We start from the raw sequence: 21,207 nt of genomic DNA, 5'->3' as shown, positions 1-21,207 counted from the left end.
AAAAAGGAAGATGATACTGTCGGCCGAACGGCCGTTACGCCAGTCCAAAAAGAGTAAAAGCTGCGTTTAGCCCGGATAGAGAGCATCGCGCAGCGTTTGGTTATCTATCCTGAGACCCGGACATTCTCCAGCTTGAGGCTCGGTATGTATCCTGCCGCTGCGGACATACCGGCTTCCACCAGCTTGTAGTTGTCTGCAATGGAAGCGTTCTGCAAGAGCGCGGGCATGTTGCCGCCGAGCATGCCCCCCTTGAGGGGGTAGGCGATCTCTCCGTCTTTGATGCGGAAGCCTGCGTAGATTGCCACCGAGAAGTCGCCGCTGACCCTGTTGGCCGTGTGAGCACCAAGGACATGCTCTATGATTACGCCGTCCTTTATGCCCCGGATCATCTCTTCTTCGGTCATCGTATCTCCTTCGAAGACGATGTTGCGGGCACAGGTGGTCGGAGGCACCTTGTAGGTCGTGCCCGATTCGTTCCGCTCCGTATGCATGGCGCTGCCCGTGGGTTTCCCCCCACCGTCGACAGCGGAGAACTGGTCGTAGAGAAGGGTGTTCAAAACGCCCCGATCCATAATGACGTTACGCTGGCTCGGATAGCCTTCCTCGTCCATGATAAAAGTGTTTAGACCTTTAGGGTGAATACCGTCGTCTACGATGGAGAAGGCGCCCGAGGCAACTTTCTCCCCGATTTTGCCGGAGTAGACCGATTCTCCTTTCCGCACGTTGTCGCCGTACAGGGCTGGCAGCACCGTACTGCTGAAGAGGTCGAAGGCCGCGTCAGGACGCAGGATGACGTCCACGGTCCCGGTTTCAATGCCCTTTTGCCCGAGCTGGGCGATCGCTTTTTCGGTCGCCTTGCGCCCCACGTCTTCGACGCTGAAGCTCAGCATGCGGGAGGACTCGCCCTCGTCGCCGTTGACGATGATTCCTCCGTCTTTCAGTACGGACATCACGTGGCCTCCGACAAAGGTGCCCTCATCGTAGATCATGACGCCGTTGGTGTTGGCGACCGCGAAGGCCGAAGTGCCAAACGACAGCCCGCCCCGGGAAGGTGTGGCCCTGGAATCGAAGGAGCCGGCTTCGATCATGTCCCGGGCCATCTGGATCCCGTCCTCGACGACCAGCGTGGCCAGCTTGTTGTCGAAGATGGATCTGGTGCCGTCGTACTTCGCGTTGTCGTGGAAAGCGTAGTGGCCCAGCTTGCCGAAGCGTGCGGCCTGCACGGCCTGTTTCAAGCCGTAGTCGATGGAAGCCTCGTCACAGAAAGCGTACCCCGTACGCCGGTCCTTGATGATGCGGAGGCCGATGCCGTAGTCCCCGTCCTGGGAGCCGAACGTGACTTTTCCGGCCTCCACTGCTACTGAGGTAAAGCGCTTCTTCTGCACCAGCGCCTCACATTCGACCCCGGCCGCCCTGGCCGAATTCATAACTTTCTCTGCCACTTGCAGTAGTTGCTCTTTCATTTACTGGCCTCCTACTACACACTGGGATATCCGAAGATGCGGGCCACCATCATCTACAGGTACCGACTGGCCTTTGCCGCAGATACCCGCATGACCCATCTCCGAATCTCTACCGAGGAGGTCGATCTGCTTCAGAATATCGAGCGTCCTGCCCGAAAGTGACACGTCTCTGAGGGGGTGGGTGATTTCGCCGTTCTCGATCATGTACGCCTCCTGGGCATTGAACTGGAAGAAGCCCTGGGAGGTGTTCACCTGGCCGCCCCGGGACCCCTTGACGTAAACCCCTTTCTTGACGCCCTCCAGCATCTCCTGGAAAGATGCGTCGCCTGGCTCGATCAAAGTGTTACTCATCCTCACGATGGGCCGGTTGTGGTATGACTCGGCCCTCGCGCCGCCGTTCGGCTCCAGGCCGAGACGGGCTGCGGACTCACGGTTGAGGATGAAGTCGTTGAGGACCCCGTTCTTGATCAGCACCTTTGCCCTGGTGCGGACGCCTTCGTCGTCGTAGATATAGCTGCCAAAGAGCCCGGGCAGCGTAGCGTCATCCTTGATGGTGATGGCCGGGTTTCCGATCTCTTTACCGATCATCCCTTCGAAGCACGAGTTCCCGGTAGAGACGAGGTCGCCCTCGGAGGCGTGGCCGACTGCCTCGTGGGCGAACACGCCGACCAGCCCCGGGTCTGCAATTACAGGCATCGCTCCCGCCGGCGGGGCTTTGCCGTTGAGCAGCGCAACCACGGAAGCTACTGCCGCGTCGGCCTCTTTCAGGTGCCGGTCTCCGTCGAAGGCTTCCAGGCCCGTCGCCACCCCGATTCTGCGGCGTACCGACTGGATCTGGCTATCCTTCTTGCCCACGATCTCGATGGTCCAGAGGATCCGGGGCACGCGGGTCTTCACTGCCGCCCCTTCCGAGGAATAGAACTCCTGTACTGTGTAAGTATCCTTATAGCCGACCATTACATTGGCTACGAAGTCGTACTTCTTAACAGCGTTATAAGTGGATGTCAGGTACTCCAGTTTCGTTTCCACAGACTCGTCCACGAAGCTGCGCTTCATCGGGACAACGGCCTCGTCCGTCACCGCTTTTACCGGAGCCAGGCGGGCTTTATCCTTGATGCCCTCGCTGATGCCCTTCGCGATCTTGGCTGCCCGGTCGGCAGCGTTGCTTATAGCCTGCTCTGAAAGATCTGACGTGGTGGCAAACCCCCAGGCGCCGCTGAATAAGACCCTGACGCACGCACCGGAATCTTTGCCAGAAATAGCCTTGGTAACCTCGCCTTTGCGGGTTTCAATCACCGTACCGGTGACGTCCAGCAGCCGGATATCGTAATAGTCGGCTCTGCCTTCGAGCGCCCGGCTTACAGCTTGTATCAGAATGATCACCGGGTAGTAATTTAGTCGGGAATCAGAAATAACTTTCCGCAGATAAAGAGCGAAGGTTGCCGGTGTTTATGGTGGCGCGGCAGATAACCGCGAAGAGAAGTTCGAGACCCGGGGCAGGGCAGTCGAAAGACTGCCCTGCAGGGGTCGATTTAGTCTGTGTGGGTTTGGTGTTGATAATCGGTAAAAAGGGATGACGGAAAGTCCGTCACCGCCATTATGCCTTGAGCTTGTTGACCTCCCGCTTGAGCTCCTCGGCCATCTTGAGGACCTGCTGGGCGATGCCGGCGGTCTCTTCCATGGTGGCGGTGCTTTCCTCCGCGGAAGCGCTGACTTCCTCGGTGGCTGAAGCGCTTTCCTCCACCACTGCGCTGATCTGCTCGATGGCTTTGGCGATCTCGAGGGTGTCTTTTACCTGCTTCTCGGTCGCGCTGGAGACGTTCAGAGCTACGTCAGCCACCTGATCGACCAGCCGGGTGATCTTGTCCACCGACTTCAGGGCGTTTCCGACCACTTCGCTCCCGCTGGCTACCTCGCTCGTGCCCTTGTCCATAGATACTACTGCCCGGTCGGTCTGCTCCCGGATCTGGGAGATCAGGTTGCTGATCTGCTCGGTGGACTTCGCCGAGTCTTCGGCCAGCTTCCGCACTTCTTCGGCCACCACGGCGAAGCCTCTGCCGGCCTCGCCAGCCCTGGCTGCCTCGATGGCCGCGTTGAGCGCCAGGAGGTTGGTCTGGCTGGCGATGCTGGTGATCACTTCGACGATCTTGCCGATCTGCTTCGACTTGTCGCCGAGGTCCCTGATGATCCTGGCCGAGTCGTTGACCGTCACGTTGATGTCGGACATCTTGCTCAGCGCCTGCTTGGCTGCGACATCGACGTCTTTGGCAGCGCTGCTGGCATCTCCCAGCAGCGCCGAGGCTGACCTCGCACCGCTCGAGGCTTTTTCGGCGTCCGACGAGATGCCCTTGATCAGGCCGCTGATGTTTTCTACTTCCTTCGCCTGGCTCTGGCTCCCGATAGCGATCTGAGAGATACTCTCGCTGATCTGCCGGGAGGAGGTCATGGCCTGGCCAGTGGCAGAGCTCGCCTGCTGGGCGGCCACCGCCATCTTCTCGGCCACCTCGTTAGCCGTCCGGATGATTTTCTGGAGGTTTTCCTCGGCTTTCTTCTGCTCGGTGATGTCCCGCATGATAATGCTCAGGCCCGACGTTTTCCCGGCCGAGTCCTTCATCAGCACCGCGTTGATCAGGACAGGTATCTCCCTGTTGCCGGTGATCAGCAAGTTTTCCCAGCCGAGGATGTCCTTGCTGCCGGTCAGCGCGTCCAGCGAGCTACCGGCCTTGAGGTGGGCGATTTCCCGGAGGTTGTGCCCGAGAGCGTTGCCCAGCACGGCCTGGGCTTCGGTGTTCATGTACTCGATCGTGCCTTTCGCGTCGACCACGAAGTGGATATCCCGGATACTGTTCAACACCGACTGGCTGAAGGCGGCCTTCTCCATAGTATCCTTCTGGGATTTTTTGATCTCCTCCTGAGCTTCCTTCTCCCGGGTCATGTCCTGGAGCAGCTCGACCGCACCGGTGATCCTGCCGCTTGCGTCCTTTATAGGCGCGTTGCTGCCCCGGACGTAAAGTTTCCTGCCGTCCTGCAGCTGGGCGTGAACCTCGAAGCCGCTGGCTGTTTCACCGGTCCTCAGGCACCTGGCGAGCTGAGACTCGCCGGACGTCGAGTCGAGGATCTTGAAGGAATCCCCGAATCTCCTGCCCACGAGGTCGCTGGCGGAGCTCCCTAAAAATTTAGCGCCGGTCTCGTTCACGTAGGTGATGTGTGCGTTCGAGTCGACAACGTATAAGGGGTCAGTAATGCCTTTGAGAATGGACTCGTTGAACATAACCCGATCTTTGATATTGCTGACCATCCGCTTGATCGAGTCTGACAGTGCCTCGATCTCGGAATTGCTGGCTCCGGTATGGATAGGGGTATCCAGATTGCCGGCTGCTATGCTATCGGCAGCCCCGACCAATCGATGAATCGGCGTGGTGATCCTCCTGACGACCAGCAGCCCCACGACGACCGCGAGAACGGCGATGACCAGGCCGATCAAGACAGAGATCATGATCATGTTATTCAGCCGGGCCATAGACGGGCCCATATCGTACCCTGTAGCCAGCATGCCCACGATCTTGCCATCGGAGTTTTTCAGCGGCTCGTAGTAAACCGAAAGCGGTTTCCCCTCCACGATAATAGAATCGCTAACGCTTTTGCCGTCTTGCAGGACCTGCGTCGCCATGCCAGGATCGGCCCTGGAACCCAGAACCCTGGTCCCGCTGCCGTCTTTGATGCTGGTGGCGATGCGGGTGTCACCCTGGAAGACGCTACAGAAGCCATTTCCTTCTGAAGAGACATCGTCGACGATGTGCGGGTCGGAGTTCAGGATCTCAGCAACATAGAGGGCTCCAATAATGTTGTTATTCTCATCTTTGACGGGCACTGCGCTGACAATGGCCATACCTTCGGATAAGCCGGTCGGGTTAACCATGCTCTGCAGATTGTTGTTCTGTATTGTCGAAGCCGGTAGCAGCTCAGTGCTGGTAAACTCGTTGCCCGCCAGCGCCTTTGTGAGTAAGCTGTTCGAGTTCCTGTCACCGTTTTCGCCAGATGCGGAACGGGCCAGGGTAATGCTGTTCTTATCGACCACCGTGATGATATTGAGGAAGTCGTAAGACTTCGAGTACTCATCTACCAAACTCTTTACAGCTCTGGGATCGCCCTGTTTTATCGCAGCGTTCAGCCTTGCGTCCCCGGCAATTTTCACTGCGACACCATGGTCAATTTCCATCTTGTGCTCGTACGCCTGGCTGCCGATGATGCCGATATCGGAAGTTTTTTCATTCAGGCTTTCGCTGGTCTGCGCTGACAGTGACATGTAATTATAAGTGGTCAACGCCAAAGCCGGCAATAGCGCAATAATTAACACTAGTGCCAGCAGCTGGACTGAAATACTTTTCAGACTTATACTCATACCCATCGACCCGTTCTAACTATCATTTTAGAAATTACGGATTTTTAAGCAATATTTTGTAATTTAAAGCCTAAATTATGCTTTATTCCCATTTTAGACCATGTAATTTAAATATCTGGCCAGCAATGCTGTGCATTAAAGATGGTAACAAAAGAGAACGTTTGCAGCTGCATTTCGGCTACGCTTTCCGATATCGGACAGTAAGCCCTAGTCTTGATGCTGTGCATTGGTAGACGATGCTGAAAACTGATAAAAGTATTTAATCATAAGATAGCGAGTAGTTCTGCAATGGACGGCCAACAGAAGGAGCTTAAACAGATCATCGAGCTTCTGAAAATATCCCCGAAGGGCATGACAATTTCTGAGGTATCAAAAAAGCTTGGGATGGGAAGGAACTCGGTTGCCAAGTACCTGGATATGCTACGGATTTCCGGACAGGTCGAAATGAAGACGTTCGGCCGCTCCAAGATCTACTCCGTGTCAGGCAAAATTTCCATCGCCACGGCATTGAGCCTCTCCTCAGACTTGATCGTGTTCATAGACGAGGATCTGAAAGTCGTCGAAGTCAACGAGCAATTCCTGAAGCATACCGGCCTGAAGAGAAAGGAAGTGATCGGCCAGTCCCTGGAAAGCCATACCATCCCCCTGTTTCTCCAGCCGGAAATTTTGCTGAACATCAGGGAGGCTCTACGGGGCCGGGAATATGCGAGGGAGATCAAGGTCACGGAGAACCGTGATGAGGGTTACTATTTCATCAAACTGATCCCGATATCGCCCGGGTACGCACACCCGAAGGCCGCCATAGTCTACGAGAACATCACAGCCAGAAAGAAGGCTGAGATAGCCCTGAAAGAAAGCGAAGCGAGGTACAGGGTGGTCGTGGAAGAGCAGAGCGAAATGATCGTCCGGCTGAAGCCGGACATGACGATCGTCTTTGCCAATGAGCAGTGGTGCCGGCTCTTTCGGGCCGGGAAGGAAGACGTGATCGGCCGCCGGTTCGGCGACCTGGTACCGGCCGAGCTCAGGGACCAGCTGCGGCAGCACATGTACACGATCCGAAAGGATGGCCATACATCCATGTACGAAGTGAAGGTAAAGGTGCCCGGGGGTGAAGAGCGGTGGATCCAGGAGACGTACAGGGGCACCTTTAGCGACGAGGGGATGCTGACAGAGTTCCAGATCGTGGGAAGGGACATCACTGACCTGAAACGGCTGGAAGATTCTCTCAGGCTCACCCAGTACACCGTTGACCACTCCAGGGAAAACATCGCCTGGATTCGGCCGGACGGCACTCTCGACAGGTTTAACGAGGCCGCGTGCAGGACTACCGGATATACCCGGGGAGAACTGGCCCGGATGAGCATCCGGGACATCGCTGTTGAGGTTACGTCCGAGATATGGGAACAGGTAAAGCGACAGGTTATCGAAAACCTCCACGCAGAATTCGAGACTGTTCACCGCTGCAAGGACGGAAGGAAGTACCCGGCCAGTGTTTCGCTGAACTACATCCGGTACAGCGAAAAAGAGTATTTCTGCGCCTACTTCGCGGACATTACCGAGCGGAAGAAGGCGGAAAAGGCGAGGGAGGAACACCTGCGCTTCGTCCAGACCTTGATGGATGCCATTCCCACGCCCCTGTTCTACAAGGACAGAGCAGGAGTTTACCTTGACTGTAATACCGCATATGAAAAGTTTCTCGGGTACCCGAAGGAGCGGATCGTTGGCAGGTCAGTCAAGGAAATAATGTCAGAAGAGTTCTCCAGGCAGCACGAGGATAGCGACCTAATTGTGCTGCAGGAAGACAGACCCCTGGCCCATGAGACCCGGGGCCGCCACGCAGATGGCTCTGTGCACGACGTGATCGTCTACAAGGCGCCTTTCTATAACACGGCGGGAACTCCGGAAGGCATCATCGGAGTCATCCTCGACATCACAGAGCGGAAGAAGGTAGAGCTGGCCATGGCAAAAGCCCGGGACTACTACCGGACGATCTTCGAAAACTTCCCCGCCATGATCTGGAGCACGGGCATCGACGGAAAATGCAACTTCATAAACCGGCGCAGGGCAGAATTTACAGGCAGAGAAATTGAGCGTGAGCCGGAAAGTTGCTGGGCGGATCTCATCCACCCGGATGACTACGCCAGGTTCACAGAACAATTCCTGAAAGCGTATAACAACCGGGAGACCTTCAAGCTCGAGTACCGCCTGCGGCACAGGACCGGGGAGTACAGGTGGATAGCCGATACCTGCATACCGTACACCGACATCGGCGGAAGCTTCGCAGGTTATTGCGGTTACAGCTACGACCTTACTGATCAGAAGAACCTGGAGAGAGCGCTGATCAAGGCAGCCAGGTTCAACGGAGCCGTGCTTGATGCCATCAGCGCCAGCATCGCAGTCATAGATGAAACGGGGACGATCATCACTACGAATGAGGCATGGCGTAAGTTCAGCAGGGAGAACGGCGCCCCGGACTCGCCGAAGACTGGCGTGGGAGCGAACTACTTCGGGGTCTGCGAAAAGGCGGCCGGAGAGGGGTCTGACAGAGCCCGGGAAGTACTTGAAGGCATGAGGGCCGTCCTGGCCGGGGAGAAAGAGACTTTTACCGCTGAATATGATTGCCATTCCCCGGATAAACAGCGCTGGTTCAGCTTGAAAGCAACCCGGCTCTCGAACGCCGGAATGAGAGGCATCGTGGTGATCCATACGGACATCACTGACAGGAAGCTGATCGAGGAAGAGATCCAAAGCTTTTGCACTGCTCTGAACCAGAAGAAGATTGAGCACCGGGTGTCAGATGCTGATAGCCTTCCGGGTTAGACCGCGCCGACAGAGCCGGTAGAGCCGGCAAACCGCCGGTTATCCGAAAATTTTTTACTTTTAAATTTTCCTGCTGACCATGTTCAGGCCTTTGAAGAGCGACTCCATGAGGCTTTCCTTGTTGTTGATCGTCATGTACTCGCAGCCCATGCGCTGGACGTCGTTACCGAACTCCAGCAAAGTGTAGCCGCCGCTCTTCTTGTATTTCCGGGACTCGTCGGTGAGCAGCTGGAGGTAGAGTACGTGAACCTTGTTCTGCAGCAGCTTCTTGATCAGGTCGAGCGACCGCACGTTGACGATGACATCCTCGGCGTAGACGCTGCGGCCCACCTCAGGGATACCATCCGTCAATACTATGGCCACCTTGACTCCCGGCCGCCGGTGCCAGCCGTTGTCGATCATCGACTGGAGGGCCAGGTCGAGACGCGTGCCGCCAGAGCCGTTACTGCCTATAATCTCCTTGTACATGTTAGAGCTAAGGTTGAACGGGCCCCTGGCTTCGCTGCCGAACTTCCAGAAGTTGATCTCCATGTCCCGGCCCAGCCCCTCCATCAGCGAAAGACACGCCAGCTTGGCATAGGTCTGCGGAGCGTCACCCTCCTCGAGGTTCTGCTGCAGGGCCTGCTTCCGCCACCAGGAAGTCATAGAGTTAGAGTCGTCGTAAAGCAAGGCCAGCCGCACCTTCTTGACATCCCGGATGCGCCGGTATGTAAGCATACCATCCAGGCTCTTGCCCTTGTTGCAAAACTCGGCGATGGTCTTGTGGTAGCTGATGATGCCGGTACCATCGTAGGTCTTGTAGATCATCCGCTCCGAAGTGGGAGGGATGATGTGATAAAACCTCAGGAGGTTCCTGCCGATGGAACGGCAGCCCGTGATCAGCGTATCGTAAGCCCTGATATTGGAGGGCTCGGCCATACACTTCGCACACGCTACCCGCAGGCGTTTCTCATCGGGAAAGATCATAGGTTACAGCCTGCTCGCGATCTTCAGCGCCAGCTCGTTCACCGTCTGCAGCGAGACGTAGTCGGTCTCGTCAGCAATGATCACGCCCTGATGCATCGCGGAATCGATGAAAGCCGTCTTGGCATCCAGGCCTTCCTCGATAGAGATGTCGCAATACCGGGCCATCTTGATGACACCGTCGGTCGACAGGCCTTGAGGCAGGGATTTTTCTTCCTGCCAGAGCCGCCTGGTCTCCTCCGCGAAGTCCAGGATGGCGTTGATCAGGACAGGCTGCAGGCTCGGCGTGTAGTTCTTGACGATCTTCTCTTCGGTGAAGCGGCTCGTATACCCGATGAAGATTGGAATGAAGCGGCGCTTTAAAGCGGCGCTCATCTTGAAGGTACCCTCGTCGCCCAGGTTGGCCGTCACAACCAGCACCCAGTCTTTGGGCCTGTGGAGGGTCAGCTCCCGGTATTCGAGGTGGAGCGTGCCAGTAGAGAGCAGCATGAACAGGCCGGAGTAGGCGGTAGAGGGCGCCCTGGTGAACTCGTCGACCAGGAGGTTCTTGTTTTCCTGGAGAGCCCGGGTCACGATGCCGTCCTTGTAGATGAACTGGCGGGAGAGCTCGGCGTTGCCCGACATCGAGAGCGGGTGAAACCCGCCGATGGTATGGTACTCGGTCATACCTTCGGTCGCTTCCATCCGGTAGTAGTCGTCACCCCTGGAAGCGTATCTCAGGATGTGCTCCGCGATCGTGGTCTTGCCGTTGCCGGGAGGCCCGTACAGCATGATCGGGTACCCGAGATTCAGGTACATGAGAGCCCTAATAATCGCTTCGTCCTGCCCCTTGATCTGGCAGGTCTCTATGATTTTTATTATGTCTTCTCGCTTGAACAGTACCATCCCGATTCCTCACAATTTTCCCGTTTTTCGTTTTTCAGGTTACCTCAATATTTCTTTTTAAATTCCTGGTCTACCAGCTTGATCAGCCGTTCAGCCTCGGCCTTGGAGCCTTCGTCGTGACGGGCGGCGATCGTATTATACTCGTTCTTGAACCGGGCAATCGTGGAAGCGGCCCTGAGCCGGTCCACCCGGTCCATGTACTTATAAAAGACTTCCATCTCCTCGATTAAGCCCTTGTAAGCGTCGATCTTCGGCTCTTCCTGCGTGATGATTTCCGCGACAGGGTGAACGACCTCGTACTTGATGCCCTTGTTAGTGACAGTCCTGCGGACGTTGAACACGTGCATCAGGAGATCGTGTACGACAAACATGATAGAGACGATGATGACAGTGAGAAGGAGATAGAACCACAGCGACAGGAGAATAAAGGTGCCGATGTCTCCGGAGATGGCCCCGAGGCCCGCAAACATGCTCTGGGAGATCATCCTCGGGGTTTCACCGAAGACTGCTACCGCAGCAGTTGCCACGTAGACCGGATAGGAGAAAATCGCTGCTTTGATGGCTCCCCAGGCCCGTTCCCTGAGAGTGGGGGTTTCCTGGGATATTTCCCGGAAGAAGAACACCCATATGACAGGAATGATCGCCCACAGCGCAAAGCCAAGCAGCAACAGATCGTATCGCCCGTTACCCATGTACCGCAGGGCATCCGGGAGCAGCGTCGCGAAGCCCGTACCCGCGAAGATGAAGCCATAGAACTCACCTTCCATAAAGGTTACCAGCACGACGCCCGCCAGGGCGATCGACATGATAAACAACGGGAAGAACTGTACGTAAGGCCATAAGGTGGACACAGCATCCTTGCCGATAACGGACGTATCAACGTTCGGATCAGCAGCTTTGGCGGCTGTTACGAGGTCCGAAACGTGCGTATCCTGTATGACGTTGTACCCCATGCCGACGAGCGTGAAGAGGATCAGCCCAAGCACCAGGTAGAGTAGTATTTTAGCTTTACCGCTTACCAACTCTCGAAACTTGGGTATAGATGCCACTATCGCGGTCGAGAGCAGCAGTACGAGGACTATTTCGAAGATTTGTATTAGATTTACCATACACCCACCAGGAGCTAAACTGGCTAATTCATATAATCAGTGCATAACATTATATAAATTTTCGTCCTCAAAGCTCCGTATTGCTTAAAAGTAATTATACATCGGTAATTTTTAATGAGGCTCTGTTTATGGAAAGTTTTCAATAATCGCAGACAAAATTGTCGTAGATCGGGTATATTATGGAACAATATTTCTACGATCGGGGAGATAGCGCCAGAACGATACTTTTCACGATGTTGACCGGCGCGTCGGTCCGGAAACCGATCCCTGAGAAATGGGTCCGGGACGCCTGATAGCCTGCACCCCTGAGCGTCTCGAGAAGCACCTCGATGGTCGTCGGGGTTGCCTTTAAGTCCTGGCAGACCCGGTGATGATCGTAGAACGTCGGCACGTCGATCTCGCCGAGGATCAGCTCCAGCAGCCGCGCCGCCCGCTCTTTCCTGCCAAACTCCCCCGTGTTGATGACGTGCAGCACCTGGCTGACGAAGCCGTTGTCCTTGAGCGGCCCGAGCCAGAGCGGCCCGGCCAGCCTTGCCTTCCCGCCGCAGTTCGGGCACCGGTCGGGCGCCTGCACTGCCAGCCCGGGGATGGTTTCCCGGTAGTGGCACTTAGCGCAGTCGAGGATGAAGCCGATCTGGTCCAGCATTCTGTCTGCGGGAACAACTCCGTGATCTACGGCCAGGTAAAGCCGGACGTAGTGCTCGGTCGAATGGCAGAGCAGCGGCCTCACCGCCCGGTCGTACTTCGCCTGCTCCCGCACGACCTTGCCCATGAGTACCCGCAGCCCGATCTCGGGGTAGTACTCCGTCTTGACCGGGAAAGCGCCGTATTTGCGCATGCCCGACCTCAGGTGAGCGCCGCAAAGCGGGGCAGTATCCGTGGCCGTGACGCCCATGAAGCGCTTGGCAGACCGGCATACGGCATCGATATAAGGTGAAGGAGTGCCGAAAGGATCGATGTCCACAAAATCGTACTGGGTCGAGGAGAGTAAAGTGTTAGCACCCCGGTTGGTCGCGTTGACCGTGACACCGTTGGCTTCGGCGTTCCGCTTGAGCAGCTCGTACGCGCCGGCATCCCAGTCATTGACAGTGACGTCGATTTCCCGGGGTACTTCTTTCTTGACTCTGATACCCCGGATGCCGGAGGCGGCCATCGCATCAACATAGGTAGTTACGTCCGGAAGGCAGGTCAGGCAGGCTACGTTGAGATCCCGGTTCATCTCCATCCGGGGATTGTAGAAAACGCCTTCGCCCATCTCGATCGATACTTTGCCTTCGCGGATAACAGCCATCGGTGGTTACATGGGAGACATACAATAATAAGGTTTTGCCGGTGGGCGGATGCCCGCAAAGAGAAGAGAAAGGGTGGAGCATGGCGCTCTCGCGCCACGTCCAGGTCCGCTAAAGAGAGCGGGCAGCGTCAGGCCAGTATAGTTTTTGTCTCGCAGAGCCCGGATAGCAGCTGCCTCATGTCCATCAGCAGGAGCAAATGGTCCTTCAGCTTGCAGACACCCATGATGCTGCTGTGCTCGACGTCGGCGACGAGCAGCTTCGAGATGGGCTCGACCTGGCTGGTGCCGATGTACTTGACTTCGGCCACACTGTCGACCATCAGGCCGACGATTTTTGCGTCTACTTCGACCACGATGATCCGGGAATTGCTATCCGCAGGCTTATCTGCCATACCCATGCGCTTCCGCAGGTTGATGACAGTCGTGATCTGGCCCCGGAGGTTGATCACCCCGTGGATGTCGGGCGGGGCCTGGGGAATCGTGGTAATCTCGCCCACCCGGATGATTTCTCTCACCTGCGAGATGTCGGCGCCGAACTCTTCGCTGCCGAGCCGGAACACCACCAGTTGCAGGTCGTGGATACCTGAATCTTTAGTAGCCATTTGATCACCTGAAAGAAGAGAAGGCGGAAGTTTACTCCGCCCGGAGTCTACTCCGGAGTCTACTCCGGAGTCTACTCCGCCCGGAGTTTACTCCGGCGTCTACTCCGGAGTCTACTCCGTCTTCAGCTTGCCTACCTCCGCTTTCAGCTCGTCGGCGATCTTCGCCAGCTCGGCAGCCATGCCGGCCACCTGCTCCGCGGTAGACGTAGTCTCCTCGCTGGATGCGCTGACCTCTTCCGAGCCGCTCGCGCTCTCCTCGATGACAGCGGCCATGCTTTCCACGGCCTTTGCCACTTTGTCGGTGTCGGCCGCCTGCTTTTCGGTCATGGCTGCGATTTCCTGCGCCTTGGCGGCAGTGGTATCGATCAGCCTGCCGATGCCTTCGAGGCTCTTGAGCGATTCAGCCACTACTTTATTGCTCTCTTCCACCTCGTGAGTACCACGGTTCATCGACTCGACCGCTTTAGCAGTCTGGTCCCTGACTTCGCCGATCAGCTTGTTGATCTCGTCAGCGGCCTTGGCAGACTCCTCCGCCAGTTTCCTGACCTCCTCAGCCACCACGGCAAAGCCACGGCCGGCTTCGCCTGCTCTCGCCGCTTCGATGGCAGCATTGAGGGCAAGCAAGTTCGTCTGGCCTGCAATAGCGGTGATCATCTCCACGATCTGGCCGATCTGCTTCGATTTCTCGCCCAGGTCCTGCACGATCTTCGCGCTGTCGTTCACGGCTCCGTGCAGCTCGTCCATCTTCTTGATGGCCACCTTCGCGTTCTCCGAACCCTTCCGGGCCTCGGCGTTCGCTTTGACTGCATCCTCGCTCGTCTTCTTAGCGCCATCAGTCACCTGGCTGATGCTCTTACTCATGTCGTGCATGAGGTGGTTGATCTCGTCGATGCTCCGGGCCTGCGTCTGACTGCCGCCTGCGATCTGCTGGATGCTCTCCGAGATCTGCCTCGAGGAAGTCATCACCTGCTGCACCGCAGTCGACACGTTCCCGCTGGCACCGGCAACCTTTTCAGCGATGGTATTGGCGGAGAGGGTGATTTCTTTAAGCTGCCGTTTGGATTCCTGCTCCTGGGTGATATCCCGGAACATGGCGTTGATGCCGGTTACGTTACCGGTGAGGTCCTTCAGCAGAGTATCGTTCACCCGGACGGGGATCTTCTTGCCGTTGCGAGCTACGACGTAGCCGTCGGCGTTATACACGTTCGTGTGCTCCACCAGGGCTTGTTTGGTCTTGCTGTTCGGAACTCCTATCACGTCGTCGAAGTTCTTACCCATGGCTTCTCTCTCGCTCCAGCCGAGCAGCTTCTGGGCTACTTCGTTGATGTACGTGATGTTGCCCTTGTTGTCGATGACGAAGTGGGCGTCCGTGATAGCCTTCAGGATGGACTCGCTGAACAGGGCTTTCTCCCGGGCTTCCTTCTCGGCATGCTCGATCTTGATCTGGGCCTGCTTGGACTCGGTGATGTCGTGCAGGATCTCCAGACCTCCGACGACTTTGCCATTCTGGTCCTTGATGGACGAGGCATCGACGGAGAGTACCGCGCTCTTCCCGCCCTTCAGCGAAGTAGCGATCTCCACACCTTTCTGGTCGCCGTCCCGCCAGGCACACTTGATCGCGCACTTCTCGGTATTACAGACAGGGGTGTTGAAGATGTCCTTACAGTATCTGCCTACGGCGTCACTGCTGCTTACGTCTGTCAGTTTGCTCGCGGCCTGGTTAAAGTAAGTGATCTTCCGATCGTTGTCTGTGACAAACATGGGCGTACTGATGCCCTTCAGGATAGACTCGTTGAAAGCGATGCGCTCCTTGATGTTCGCCACCATCTGCGTCACTGCAGTGGTCAGCTCACCCACCTCGCCGCCCTTTGCACCGGTGTCGATGACCGTGTCGAGGTTGCCGGCTGCGATACTGTTGGAAGCGACAACGAGCTTGTTGATGGGCCGGGTGACCCGGTTGACCACGACAAACCCGGCGACTGCGCCGATCAGCGAGATGACAGCCCCTATGCCGATCAGGATAAAGGTCAGGTTGCTCAGTTCGGCAAGTCCGGGCCCGATGTCATACCCTACTGCGAGCATACCGATGGTCTTGCCATCCTGGTTCTTCAGGGGCGAGTAGTGCACGTAGAGCTGCTTCCCGTTGACCGGGAAGATATCTGCAACGGTCTCCCCGTTGTTGAGTACCCGGGAAACGACCGCGGGATCGGCCTTTGTTCCCATCGTACGCTGGCCGCTCTGGTCTTTCAGGCTGGTGGCGATACGGGTGTCGCCCTGGAAAACGCTGCAGAAGCCATCGGAATTAGTCGCGATCGTATCGACCAGGTTATTGTAGTCGTTCTGCAGAACCGCTACGTAAATTACACCGACTACGGCGCCATTGTCATCCTTGATGGGTATGGCGCTCGCGATGGTCAGGCCGTCGCTGGTGCCGGAGGTTTTCGTCCGGTCTGCCAGGTTGTTGCTCTGGACAGCGCTGGCCGCCAGAATGTCCGTGGCAGTCACGTCGTCCCCGGTGATCGCCCGCCTGACAAAGCTGTTCGTGCTGACGTCGCCGCTGACCGTGGATGCGGATCGGCCGAGGATAACTGCGTCCTTATCGGCAACAGTAATGATATCGATCCACTGGTTTTTTCCCTTAAACTCATCCACCAGCCGCTTGACCGCAGCTTTATCCCCGCTTTTGATGGCCGCGGACATACGGGCATCGTTGCCGATCTTCAAGGCTTCGACATGCAGATTGTCCATCTGGTCATTGTAGGACAACTCCCCAATGGTGCCGATATCCCCCACCTTACCCTTGAACTCGGCATACTTCTGGACAGTCATCGTATTATACGTGTAAGCCGTCAGAGCCAGCACTGGCACGATGGCTACTATGAGCACCAGTACAATCAGCTGTACTGAGATGCTTCGTAAGTCGAGTTTCATCGTTTTTACCCACCTTTCCAATTAAAAGTGCAAATCGCCTATATATGGCCGATTTTTCGATATAAGCCAGTGGTTTGGGCTGGAAGTATAAATAGAGTTCGTATTTACTCCATAATTAGTAAATATTAACGAACGTCGGTTGCATTTGCTTTTTAACCGATTATTGCCGCCAGTTCTAACTACAGGCAGCAATATCGCCATTAATAGCCCTTACAGGCCATAACGCTTAAAACAACAGTTTTGCCAGCAGGCCCATCAGCCGCCACATACCCCTGTTTCTGGACAGCTTCAGCAGCTCGAAGGCGAGCTGGGAAGGCCTGTCGATGTCGCCGTATTTTGTCATCGCTTCCGAAATTTCCGGATCGTCCAGCAAGGCCAGTGCCTCGTTGAGATCGGTGTCTGTCATGCGGCCGTACATCTGCCGGAACCGCATCATCAGCATCAGCTCTCTGCCGATGTCAGCCCGCCACCGGCGCTCGTACTCCATGAGCCTGCCAGAGCTGGCATCCCCGGCGACCGCAGCCTTAGCTGCGACTTCTCCGGCAATACGGGCACACCTCGCGCCAGTGTAAATGCCACCATAAGAGACCGGCTTTACCTGGCCGGCCGCATCGCCAACGATCAGGACGTTATCCGTGACCGTGCGCTTCAGCGTACCCACCGGCACTCCACCCATGATCAGGTCGACCGCAGACCTGGCCTTCTTCGAGACGATCTCGTGCTCGGTCAGCAGACGCTGAAGGTACTCGTGCGCGTGCTCGTCGGAGAGCAGGCCCACCCGGCAGCAGTCGCCTGACGTGGGAACCGCCCACGCAAAGTACTTTGGACAGTACCGGCTCCCGGAGAACATCTCTACAAAATCGGGGTTCCGGGGCTCGTAAGCCGCTTCGACCTGAATAGCCGAGCAGACATGAGGCAGGTTGCCGAGGCCCGCGGCCCGGGCAATCTTGCTTTTCACCCCGTCCGCGCCGATCACGACGCTTGCGGTGATTTCCTCCGGCCCGTCGGGTCCGGTGACCTTGACCGAGACACCCCCGGGGATTTTAGTGATGCCTTCCGCCTTAGTGCTAATCAGGATTTCTGCCCCGACGTTCACGGCACGCCGGGCCATTTCCCGGTCCATGATCTTCCGCTCTACCACGTAAGCCATGGTCCGCTTACCGTCGAGCAGGATGTTGCGGTTGTTCGGGGAGTGCACAAAGGCACCGCGAATCCGCTTATTGATAAAGCCGCCTTCGTCCAGCTCGCACTCGTCCAGCGCGTTCCGGCTGATCAGGCCGGTACACGCGACCGGAGAGCCTACCTGTCCGTGCTCTTCCAGCAGCAGCGTTTTTGCGCCGTTCAGCGCAGCGTATTTAGCGGCCATGGAGCCCGCAGGCCCCGCGCCCACGACTATGACGTCGTAGTCCATCGTAACCCCATCGTCAGTATACTGCGGTAAATATACCGGCCAGTTATTATAGTCATTCTTGAAAGGTATTATACTGTCGGGCAGTGTCCATGACCTGCCCGACAGTATGAAACCTTTCACAAAGGACTATAATCTATCGGTATCAGTAGTAATTGCTTGCATGGCAGTTAATAGTATCATAACAGCCTAATATTAAATATAAATTTGCATATGTGTCGTGTATTATAATATGAGATGTACCGGGCGCAGCCCGGCAGACGTGACAGTCAATATATATTAGAAAGGCCACAAGAGCATATAGCCGGTAACAAGAATGACGGAATACAAGCAGTGCATACTGGTCAGGGAAGACCTCAAGCTGCCGAAAGGCAAAATGGCCGTACAGGTAGCTCACGCCGCGCTCTCCGCAGCAGAATGGGCAAGGCCTTCGGTACAGGAAGCCTGGAAGCGGGAAGGACAGAAGAAGATCGTCCTCAAAGTGAACTCGGCAGAGGAGCTGTTCAGGTTTAAGGAAGAGGCCAGAAGGGCAGATATACCGACAGCACTCATCCAGGATGCGGGGCTGACCTGCGTCCCACCGGGCACCATTACTGCGCTGGGCATGGGGCCTGCAGAGTCGGACAAACTGGATAAGATCGTCGGACACCTCAAGCTAATGTAGGGATAGACATGATAGTGGGATTCAACATCAGCAAAATAGAGTCGACGCGGCACGTACCGCTGGAAGAGCTCTCGAAGTTCAGAAACATCAACGTCAACTACGACATCAACCTCAGGAACCCGACAGTAAACAAGGCTCCCGCAGGCGAAGTGCTCCGGGTGGAGTACACGGTAGCGATCAACTACATCAACCCGTCCATCGGCTACATCCGCTTCGAAGGCTTCTGCGATAAGGTCGGAGGTAATCCGGCCCAGGAAAAAGCTGACTGGGACGCCGGCCGCGCCGACGTGCAGGTCCAGAATGAGATCGCTAACAACATGATGGCCCGGATCATTCCGCTGGCACTATTGTTATCCCAGAACCTGAGCCTGCCTCCCGCGGTGCCCATGCCAGTCATCAATTTCCAGCGCCCGGCGGACGGGGCGGCGCCCTCTGCGGACAAGTTCGACCAGTACCACGCGTGATGCCATGAAGCAAAGCCCCTACGAGCTCGAGCGCCTGATGGGAATCGAGGCTTACCTGACCGATGACGAAGGGATCGGAGGAAAGCTGCGAGCCAGCCCTTCCGACTTTGTCGTGGAGGAAGTCCCGGACTTCAAAACAGCGGACTCCGGTGGCTACCTTGTAGCGCGGCTGACCAAAGAGAACTGGGAAACTCATCACCTCATCCGCGACCTTTCCCGGCAGCTCGGCATCAGCGATGACAGAATAGGAGTGGCAGGCACAAAGGATAAGCGGGCGATTACCACCCAGCTTATCAGCATCTATGGCGTGACAGAGGAAGACTTGAGGAAAGTCACCCTGCCCCGGATCAGGCTGACCCCGGTCGGCAGGTCAAGCAAGCCGCTGGTGCTGGGCGATCTGGCGGGCAACAACTTTGACATCCGCCTTTCCGGCATCGGTATACCCGTCCAGGAACTGGAAGCCAGGCTGACAGCTATTACCGGAGAAATTACCACCGCAGGTGGTGTCCCCAACTATTTCGGATACCAGCGCTTCGGCATCAGGCGCCCCATCACCCACCTCGTGGGAGAGAAGCTGGTCAAGGGTGATCTGGAAGGCGCAGCCATGGACTATATTGCCCGGTCGTTCCCCGATGAGAACCCCGAGAACATAGAGGTTAGGAACTATGTATTCCAGACCAGGGACTTCAAGAAAGGCCTGGAACTGTACCCCCTGAACCTGAGATACGAGCGCACGATGATGCACAGGCTGATAGAGAGACCCGGAGACTATGCAGGAGCGTTCAGATCCCTGCCCGGCTCCCTGATGAAAATGTTCGTCAGCGCGTACCAGTCGCTCCTGTTCAACAGGATGCTCAGCCAGCGCATGCTACGGCAGATATCGATCTCAGAGCCTGGAGAAGGCGACACGGTATGCTTTAACGGTCCGGACGGTAAACCGGACGTATCGAAGATAGAGCAGGTCACAAAAAAGAACAAGCCAGACATCAACTACCTATACAAGCGGAAAAAGGTAACCCTGGTCTTGCCACTGGTCGGCAAAAGCACCCCGGTGGAAAAGCTGGACGAGATCTGCGCGAAAGTGCTCGGAGAAGCACGCGTAACTCCTGCCGATTTTGTGATCCCGGGCATACCCGAGCTGAGCTCGCAAGGCATATGGAGAGAAATGAGGCTGCCCGTAAACCCCTCTTTTGAGGCAGAAGAAGGCTCTGCGAGAACCCGGTTCTTCCTCACCAGCGGTAGCTATGCGACAACTGTGCTGCGGGAGTACATGAAAGGAGATCCCCGCTGCATGGAGTAAACACCAACATAGTTTAGCCTCTTTTTTAATTTGCCATGATAATAATTCTGCAAATATTATAATTATATGGAATTTATGTAATATATATTGGTGAATGAAATGGTAGAAGACCCTTCAATACTTGGCGCTCCGTCCGGTACTCCGGAAAATATCAGGGAGATGGACACAATGAAAGCTAACATCGTTGACCAGCTCATAGCGTGCGGTGTGAAGTTCCCCATTGAAAATAAAAAACAACTTATGGACATCTACCCATATGGTACGCCGATCAAGTGCAGGTACCAGGGAAAGGAAACATCTATCCACGATCTGATTCCCAGGATCGACGACAGCATCTTCCCAATTAAAACTCCGGGGGATGCAGCCGCCGCACTCCTGAGCCAGTGCGAGACAGGACAAAGATAACGATATTACAGTGACGATCTTTAGGGGTAACAATCCCTAAAAATGACGACCTTACAGGTCGTCATCGTCGTCGAACGAGTCAGCGAATGAATCGTCTGCGGTGAAGCCCGCTCCGCCCACTTCCTCATCTGAGTCATGCTCGGAGGGTATACCTTCGCCATCATAGCCCGGATTCTCGCCCGGAGCCGGCCTCATCTTCTGTTTGACGCTGGAACAGTAGTACAATGCAAAAGTATCCATATTGTCGATCAGGACAAGGCTGTTTTTGTAAAACGCGATCGGGATATACATTACGATCACACAGTCTAACTACTCTTAGTTTTTATAGCTTCCGCCTGGTAGAATAAAGGTTACGATAGGACGTAGAGGACGAAACCTGTACCATAATACTGGTAAAGAGGAAAAATAAAAAATGCAAGAGAACTGTACGGCCCGCCCGATTATTCAGTTTCGGAAGGGTAGCCTCATTCAGGGCGGGCCGCAGCCGTCGCATATGTTAA

16 protein-coding genes are annotated in these 21,207 nt (G+C 56.0%); 5 read left to right on the top strand and 11 right to left on the bottom strand.

From position 1 onward, the window contains the following. Positions 1-104 precede the first annotated feature (104 nt). The 3 genes from ACPLPM_RS08855 to ACPLPM_RS08845 all read right to left on the bottom strand — a co-directional run bounded on the left by ACPLPM_RS08855 (position 105) and on the right by ACPLPM_RS08845 (position 5,769). Complete coding sequence (locus tag ACPLPM_RS08855) at positions 105-1,463, bottom strand: TldD/PmbA family protein (protein ID WP_424359881.1); 1,359 nt, start codon at positions 1,461-1,463, stop codon at positions 105-107. Continuing rightward, complete coding sequence (locus ACPLPM_RS08850) at positions 1,464-2,846, bottom strand: TldD/PmbA family protein (RefSeq protein ID WP_424359880.1); 1,383 nt, start codon at positions 2,844-2,846, stop codon at positions 1,464-1,466. A gap of 214 nt (positions 2,847-3,060) precedes the next feature. Beyond that, on the bottom strand, positions 3,061-5,769 hold the full coding sequence (locus ACPLPM_RS08845; RefSeq protein ID WP_424359879.1) for a methyl-accepting chemotaxis protein: 2,709 nt from the start codon (positions 5,767-5,769) through the stop codon (positions 3,061-3,063). A 384-nt stretch (positions 5,770-6,153) separates the two neighbouring features. Here ACPLPM_RS08845 and ACPLPM_RS08840 point away from each other — a divergent pair, with 384 nt between their 5' ends. Further along, the gene (locus ACPLPM_RS08840; protein ID WP_424359878.1) at positions 6,154-8,685 is read left to right on the top strand and encodes a PAS domain S-box protein; all 2,532 of its coding nucleotides are present in this window, start codon (positions 6,154-6,156) and stop codon (positions 8,683-8,685) included. 60 nt (positions 8,686-8,745) lie between these two features. Here the strand turns inward: ACPLPM_RS08840 and ACPLPM_RS08835 are convergent, their stop codons facing one another. The 7 genes from ACPLPM_RS08835 to ACPLPM_RS08805 form a co-directional block, all read right to left on the bottom strand. Beyond that, a complete protein-coding gene (locus ACPLPM_RS08835) occupies positions 8,746-9,651 on the bottom strand; it encodes a vWA domain-containing protein (RefSeq protein WP_424359877.1) in 906 nt (301 codons plus the stop codon). Between the two features lie 3 nt (positions 9,652-9,654). Continuing rightward, positions 9,655-10,533: an AAA family ATPase gene (locus ACPLPM_RS08830; protein WP_424359876.1), complete on the bottom strand. Its 879-nt coding sequence runs from the start codon at positions 10,531-10,533 to the stop codon at positions 9,655-9,657. Positions 10,534-10,577: 44 nt separating this feature from the next. Next, a complete protein-coding gene (locus ACPLPM_RS08825; RefSeq protein WP_424359875.1) occupies positions 10,578-11,642 on the bottom strand; it encodes a hypothetical protein in 1,065 nt (354 codons plus the stop codon). Between the two features lie 193 nt (positions 11,643-11,835). Next, complete coding sequence (locus ACPLPM_RS08820; RefSeq protein ID WP_424359874.1) at positions 11,836-12,933, bottom strand: tRNA (guanine(10)-N(2))-dimethyltransferase; 1,098 nt, start codon at positions 12,931-12,933, stop codon at positions 11,836-11,838. 128 nt (positions 12,934-13,061) lie between these two features. Continuing rightward, positions 13,062-13,535, bottom strand: coding sequence for a chemotaxis protein CheW (locus ACPLPM_RS08815; protein ID WP_424359873.1), 474 nt, complete (start codon positions 13,533-13,535; stop codon positions 13,062-13,064). Positions 13,536-13,646: 111 nt separating this feature from the next. Next, entirely contained in the window at positions 13,647-16,466 is a 2,820-nt protein-coding gene (locus ACPLPM_RS08810; protein WP_424359872.1) for a methyl-accepting chemotaxis protein, read from the bottom strand. 226 nt (positions 16,467-16,692) lie between these two features. After that, a complete protein-coding gene (locus tag ACPLPM_RS08805) occupies positions 16,693-17,877 on the bottom strand; it encodes a geranylgeranyl reductase family protein (RefSeq protein WP_424359871.1) in 1,185 nt (394 codons plus the stop codon). A 313-nt stretch (positions 17,878-18,190) separates the two neighbouring features. Between ACPLPM_RS08805 and pth2 the strand changes: the two genes are divergently transcribed. The 4 genes from pth2 to ACPLPM_RS08785 all read left to right on the top strand — a co-directional run bounded on the left by pth2 (position 18,191) and on the right by ACPLPM_RS08785 (position 20,707). Further along, complete coding sequence (gene pth2 / locus ACPLPM_RS08800; RefSeq protein ID WP_424359870.1) at positions 18,191-18,538, top strand: peptidyl-tRNA hydrolase Pth2; 348 nt, start codon at positions 18,191-18,193, stop codon at positions 18,536-18,538. Between the two features lie 8 nt (positions 18,539-18,546). Next, on the top strand, positions 18,547-19,002 hold the full coding sequence (locus tag ACPLPM_RS08795; protein WP_424359869.1) for a hypothetical protein: 456 nt from the start codon (positions 18,547-18,549) through the stop codon (positions 19,000-19,002). 4 nt (positions 19,003-19,006) lie between these two features. After that, entirely contained in the window at positions 19,007-20,302 is a 1,296-nt protein-coding gene (truD, locus tag ACPLPM_RS08790) for a tRNA pseudouridine(13) synthase TruD (protein WP_424359868.1), read from the top strand. A gap of 99 nt (positions 20,303-20,401) precedes the next feature. Continuing rightward, positions 20,402-20,707: an MTH865 family protein gene (locus tag ACPLPM_RS08785; protein WP_424359867.1), complete on the top strand. Its 306-nt coding sequence runs from the start codon at positions 20,402-20,404 to the stop codon at positions 20,705-20,707. Positions 20,708-20,758: 51 nt separating this feature from the next. Here ACPLPM_RS08785 and ACPLPM_RS08780 read toward each other — a convergent pair whose 3' ends face one another. Next, complete coding sequence (locus ACPLPM_RS08780; RefSeq protein ID WP_424359866.1) at positions 20,759-20,998, bottom strand: hypothetical protein; 240 nt, start codon at positions 20,996-20,998, stop codon at positions 20,759-20,761. Positions 20,999-21,207 lie beyond the last annotated feature (209 nt).

The sequence above is a fragment of the Methanocella sp. MCL-LM genome (assembly GCF_049676595.1).
Taxonomy (GTDB): domain Archaea; phylum Halobacteriota; class Methanocellia; order Methanocellales; family Methanocellaceae; genus Methanocella_A.
The sequence above is the reverse complement of the archived record's forward strand: the minus strand, read 5'-3'. Positions and strand labels throughout refer to the sequence as shown.

Excerpts from the sequence above, each read along its gene's own strand:
- ACPLPM_RS08855 (WP_424359881.1), bottom strand. The coding sequence starts at position 1,463 with ATGAAAGAGCAACTACTGCAAGTGGCAGAGAAAGTTATGAATTCGGCC.
- ACPLPM_RS08845 (WP_424359879.1), bottom strand. The coding sequence starts at position 5,769 with ATGTCACTGTCAGCGCAGACCAGCGAAAGCCTGAATGAAAAAACTTCC.
- ACPLPM_RS08840 (WP_424359878.1), top strand. The coding sequence starts at position 6,154 with ATGGACGGCCAACAGAAGGAGCTTAAACAGATCATCGAGCTTCTGAAA.
- ACPLPM_RS08835 (WP_424359877.1), bottom strand. The coding sequence starts at position 9,651 with ATGATCTTTCCCGATGAGAAACGCCTGCGGGTAGCGTGTGCGAAGTGT.
- ACPLPM_RS08830 (WP_424359876.1), bottom strand. The coding sequence starts at position 10,533 with ATGGTACTGTTCAAGCGAGAAGACATAATAAAAATCATAGAGACCTGC.
- ACPLPM_RS08825 (WP_424359875.1), bottom strand. The coding sequence starts at position 11,642 with ATGGTAAATCTAATACAAATCTTCGAAATAGTCCTCGTACTGCTGCTC.
- ACPLPM_RS08820 (WP_424359874.1), bottom strand. The coding sequence starts at position 12,933 with ATGGCTGTTATCCGCGAAGGCAAAGTATCGATCGAGATGGGCGAAGGC.
- ACPLPM_RS08815 (WP_424359873.1), bottom strand. The coding sequence starts at position 13,535 with ATGGCTACTAAAGATTCAGGTATCCACGACCTGCAACTGGTGGTGTTC.
- ACPLPM_RS08810 (WP_424359872.1), bottom strand. The coding sequence starts at position 16,466 with ATGAAACTCGACTTACGAAGCATCTCAGTACAGCTGATTGTACTGGTG.
- ACPLPM_RS08805 (WP_424359871.1), bottom strand. The coding sequence starts at position 17,877 with ATGGACTACGACGTCATAGTCGTGGGCGCGGGGCCTGCGGGCTCCATG.
- pth2 (WP_424359870.1), top strand. The coding sequence starts at position 18,191 with ATGACGGAATACAAGCAGTGCATACTGGTCAGGGAAGACCTCAAGCTG.
- ACPLPM_RS08795 (WP_424359869.1), top strand. The coding sequence starts at position 18,547 with ATGATAGTGGGATTCAACATCAGCAAAATAGAGTCGACGCGGCACGTA.
- truD (WP_424359868.1), top strand. The coding sequence starts at position 19,007 with ATGAAGCAAAGCCCCTACGAGCTCGAGCGCCTGATGGGAATCGAGGCT.
- ACPLPM_RS08785 (WP_424359867.1), top strand. The coding sequence starts at position 20,402 with ATGGTAGAAGACCCTTCAATACTTGGCGCTCCGTCCGGTACTCCGGAA.
- ACPLPM_RS08780 (WP_424359866.1), bottom strand. The coding sequence starts at position 20,998 with ATGTATATCCCGATCGCGTTTTACAAAAACAGCCTTGTCCTGATCGAC.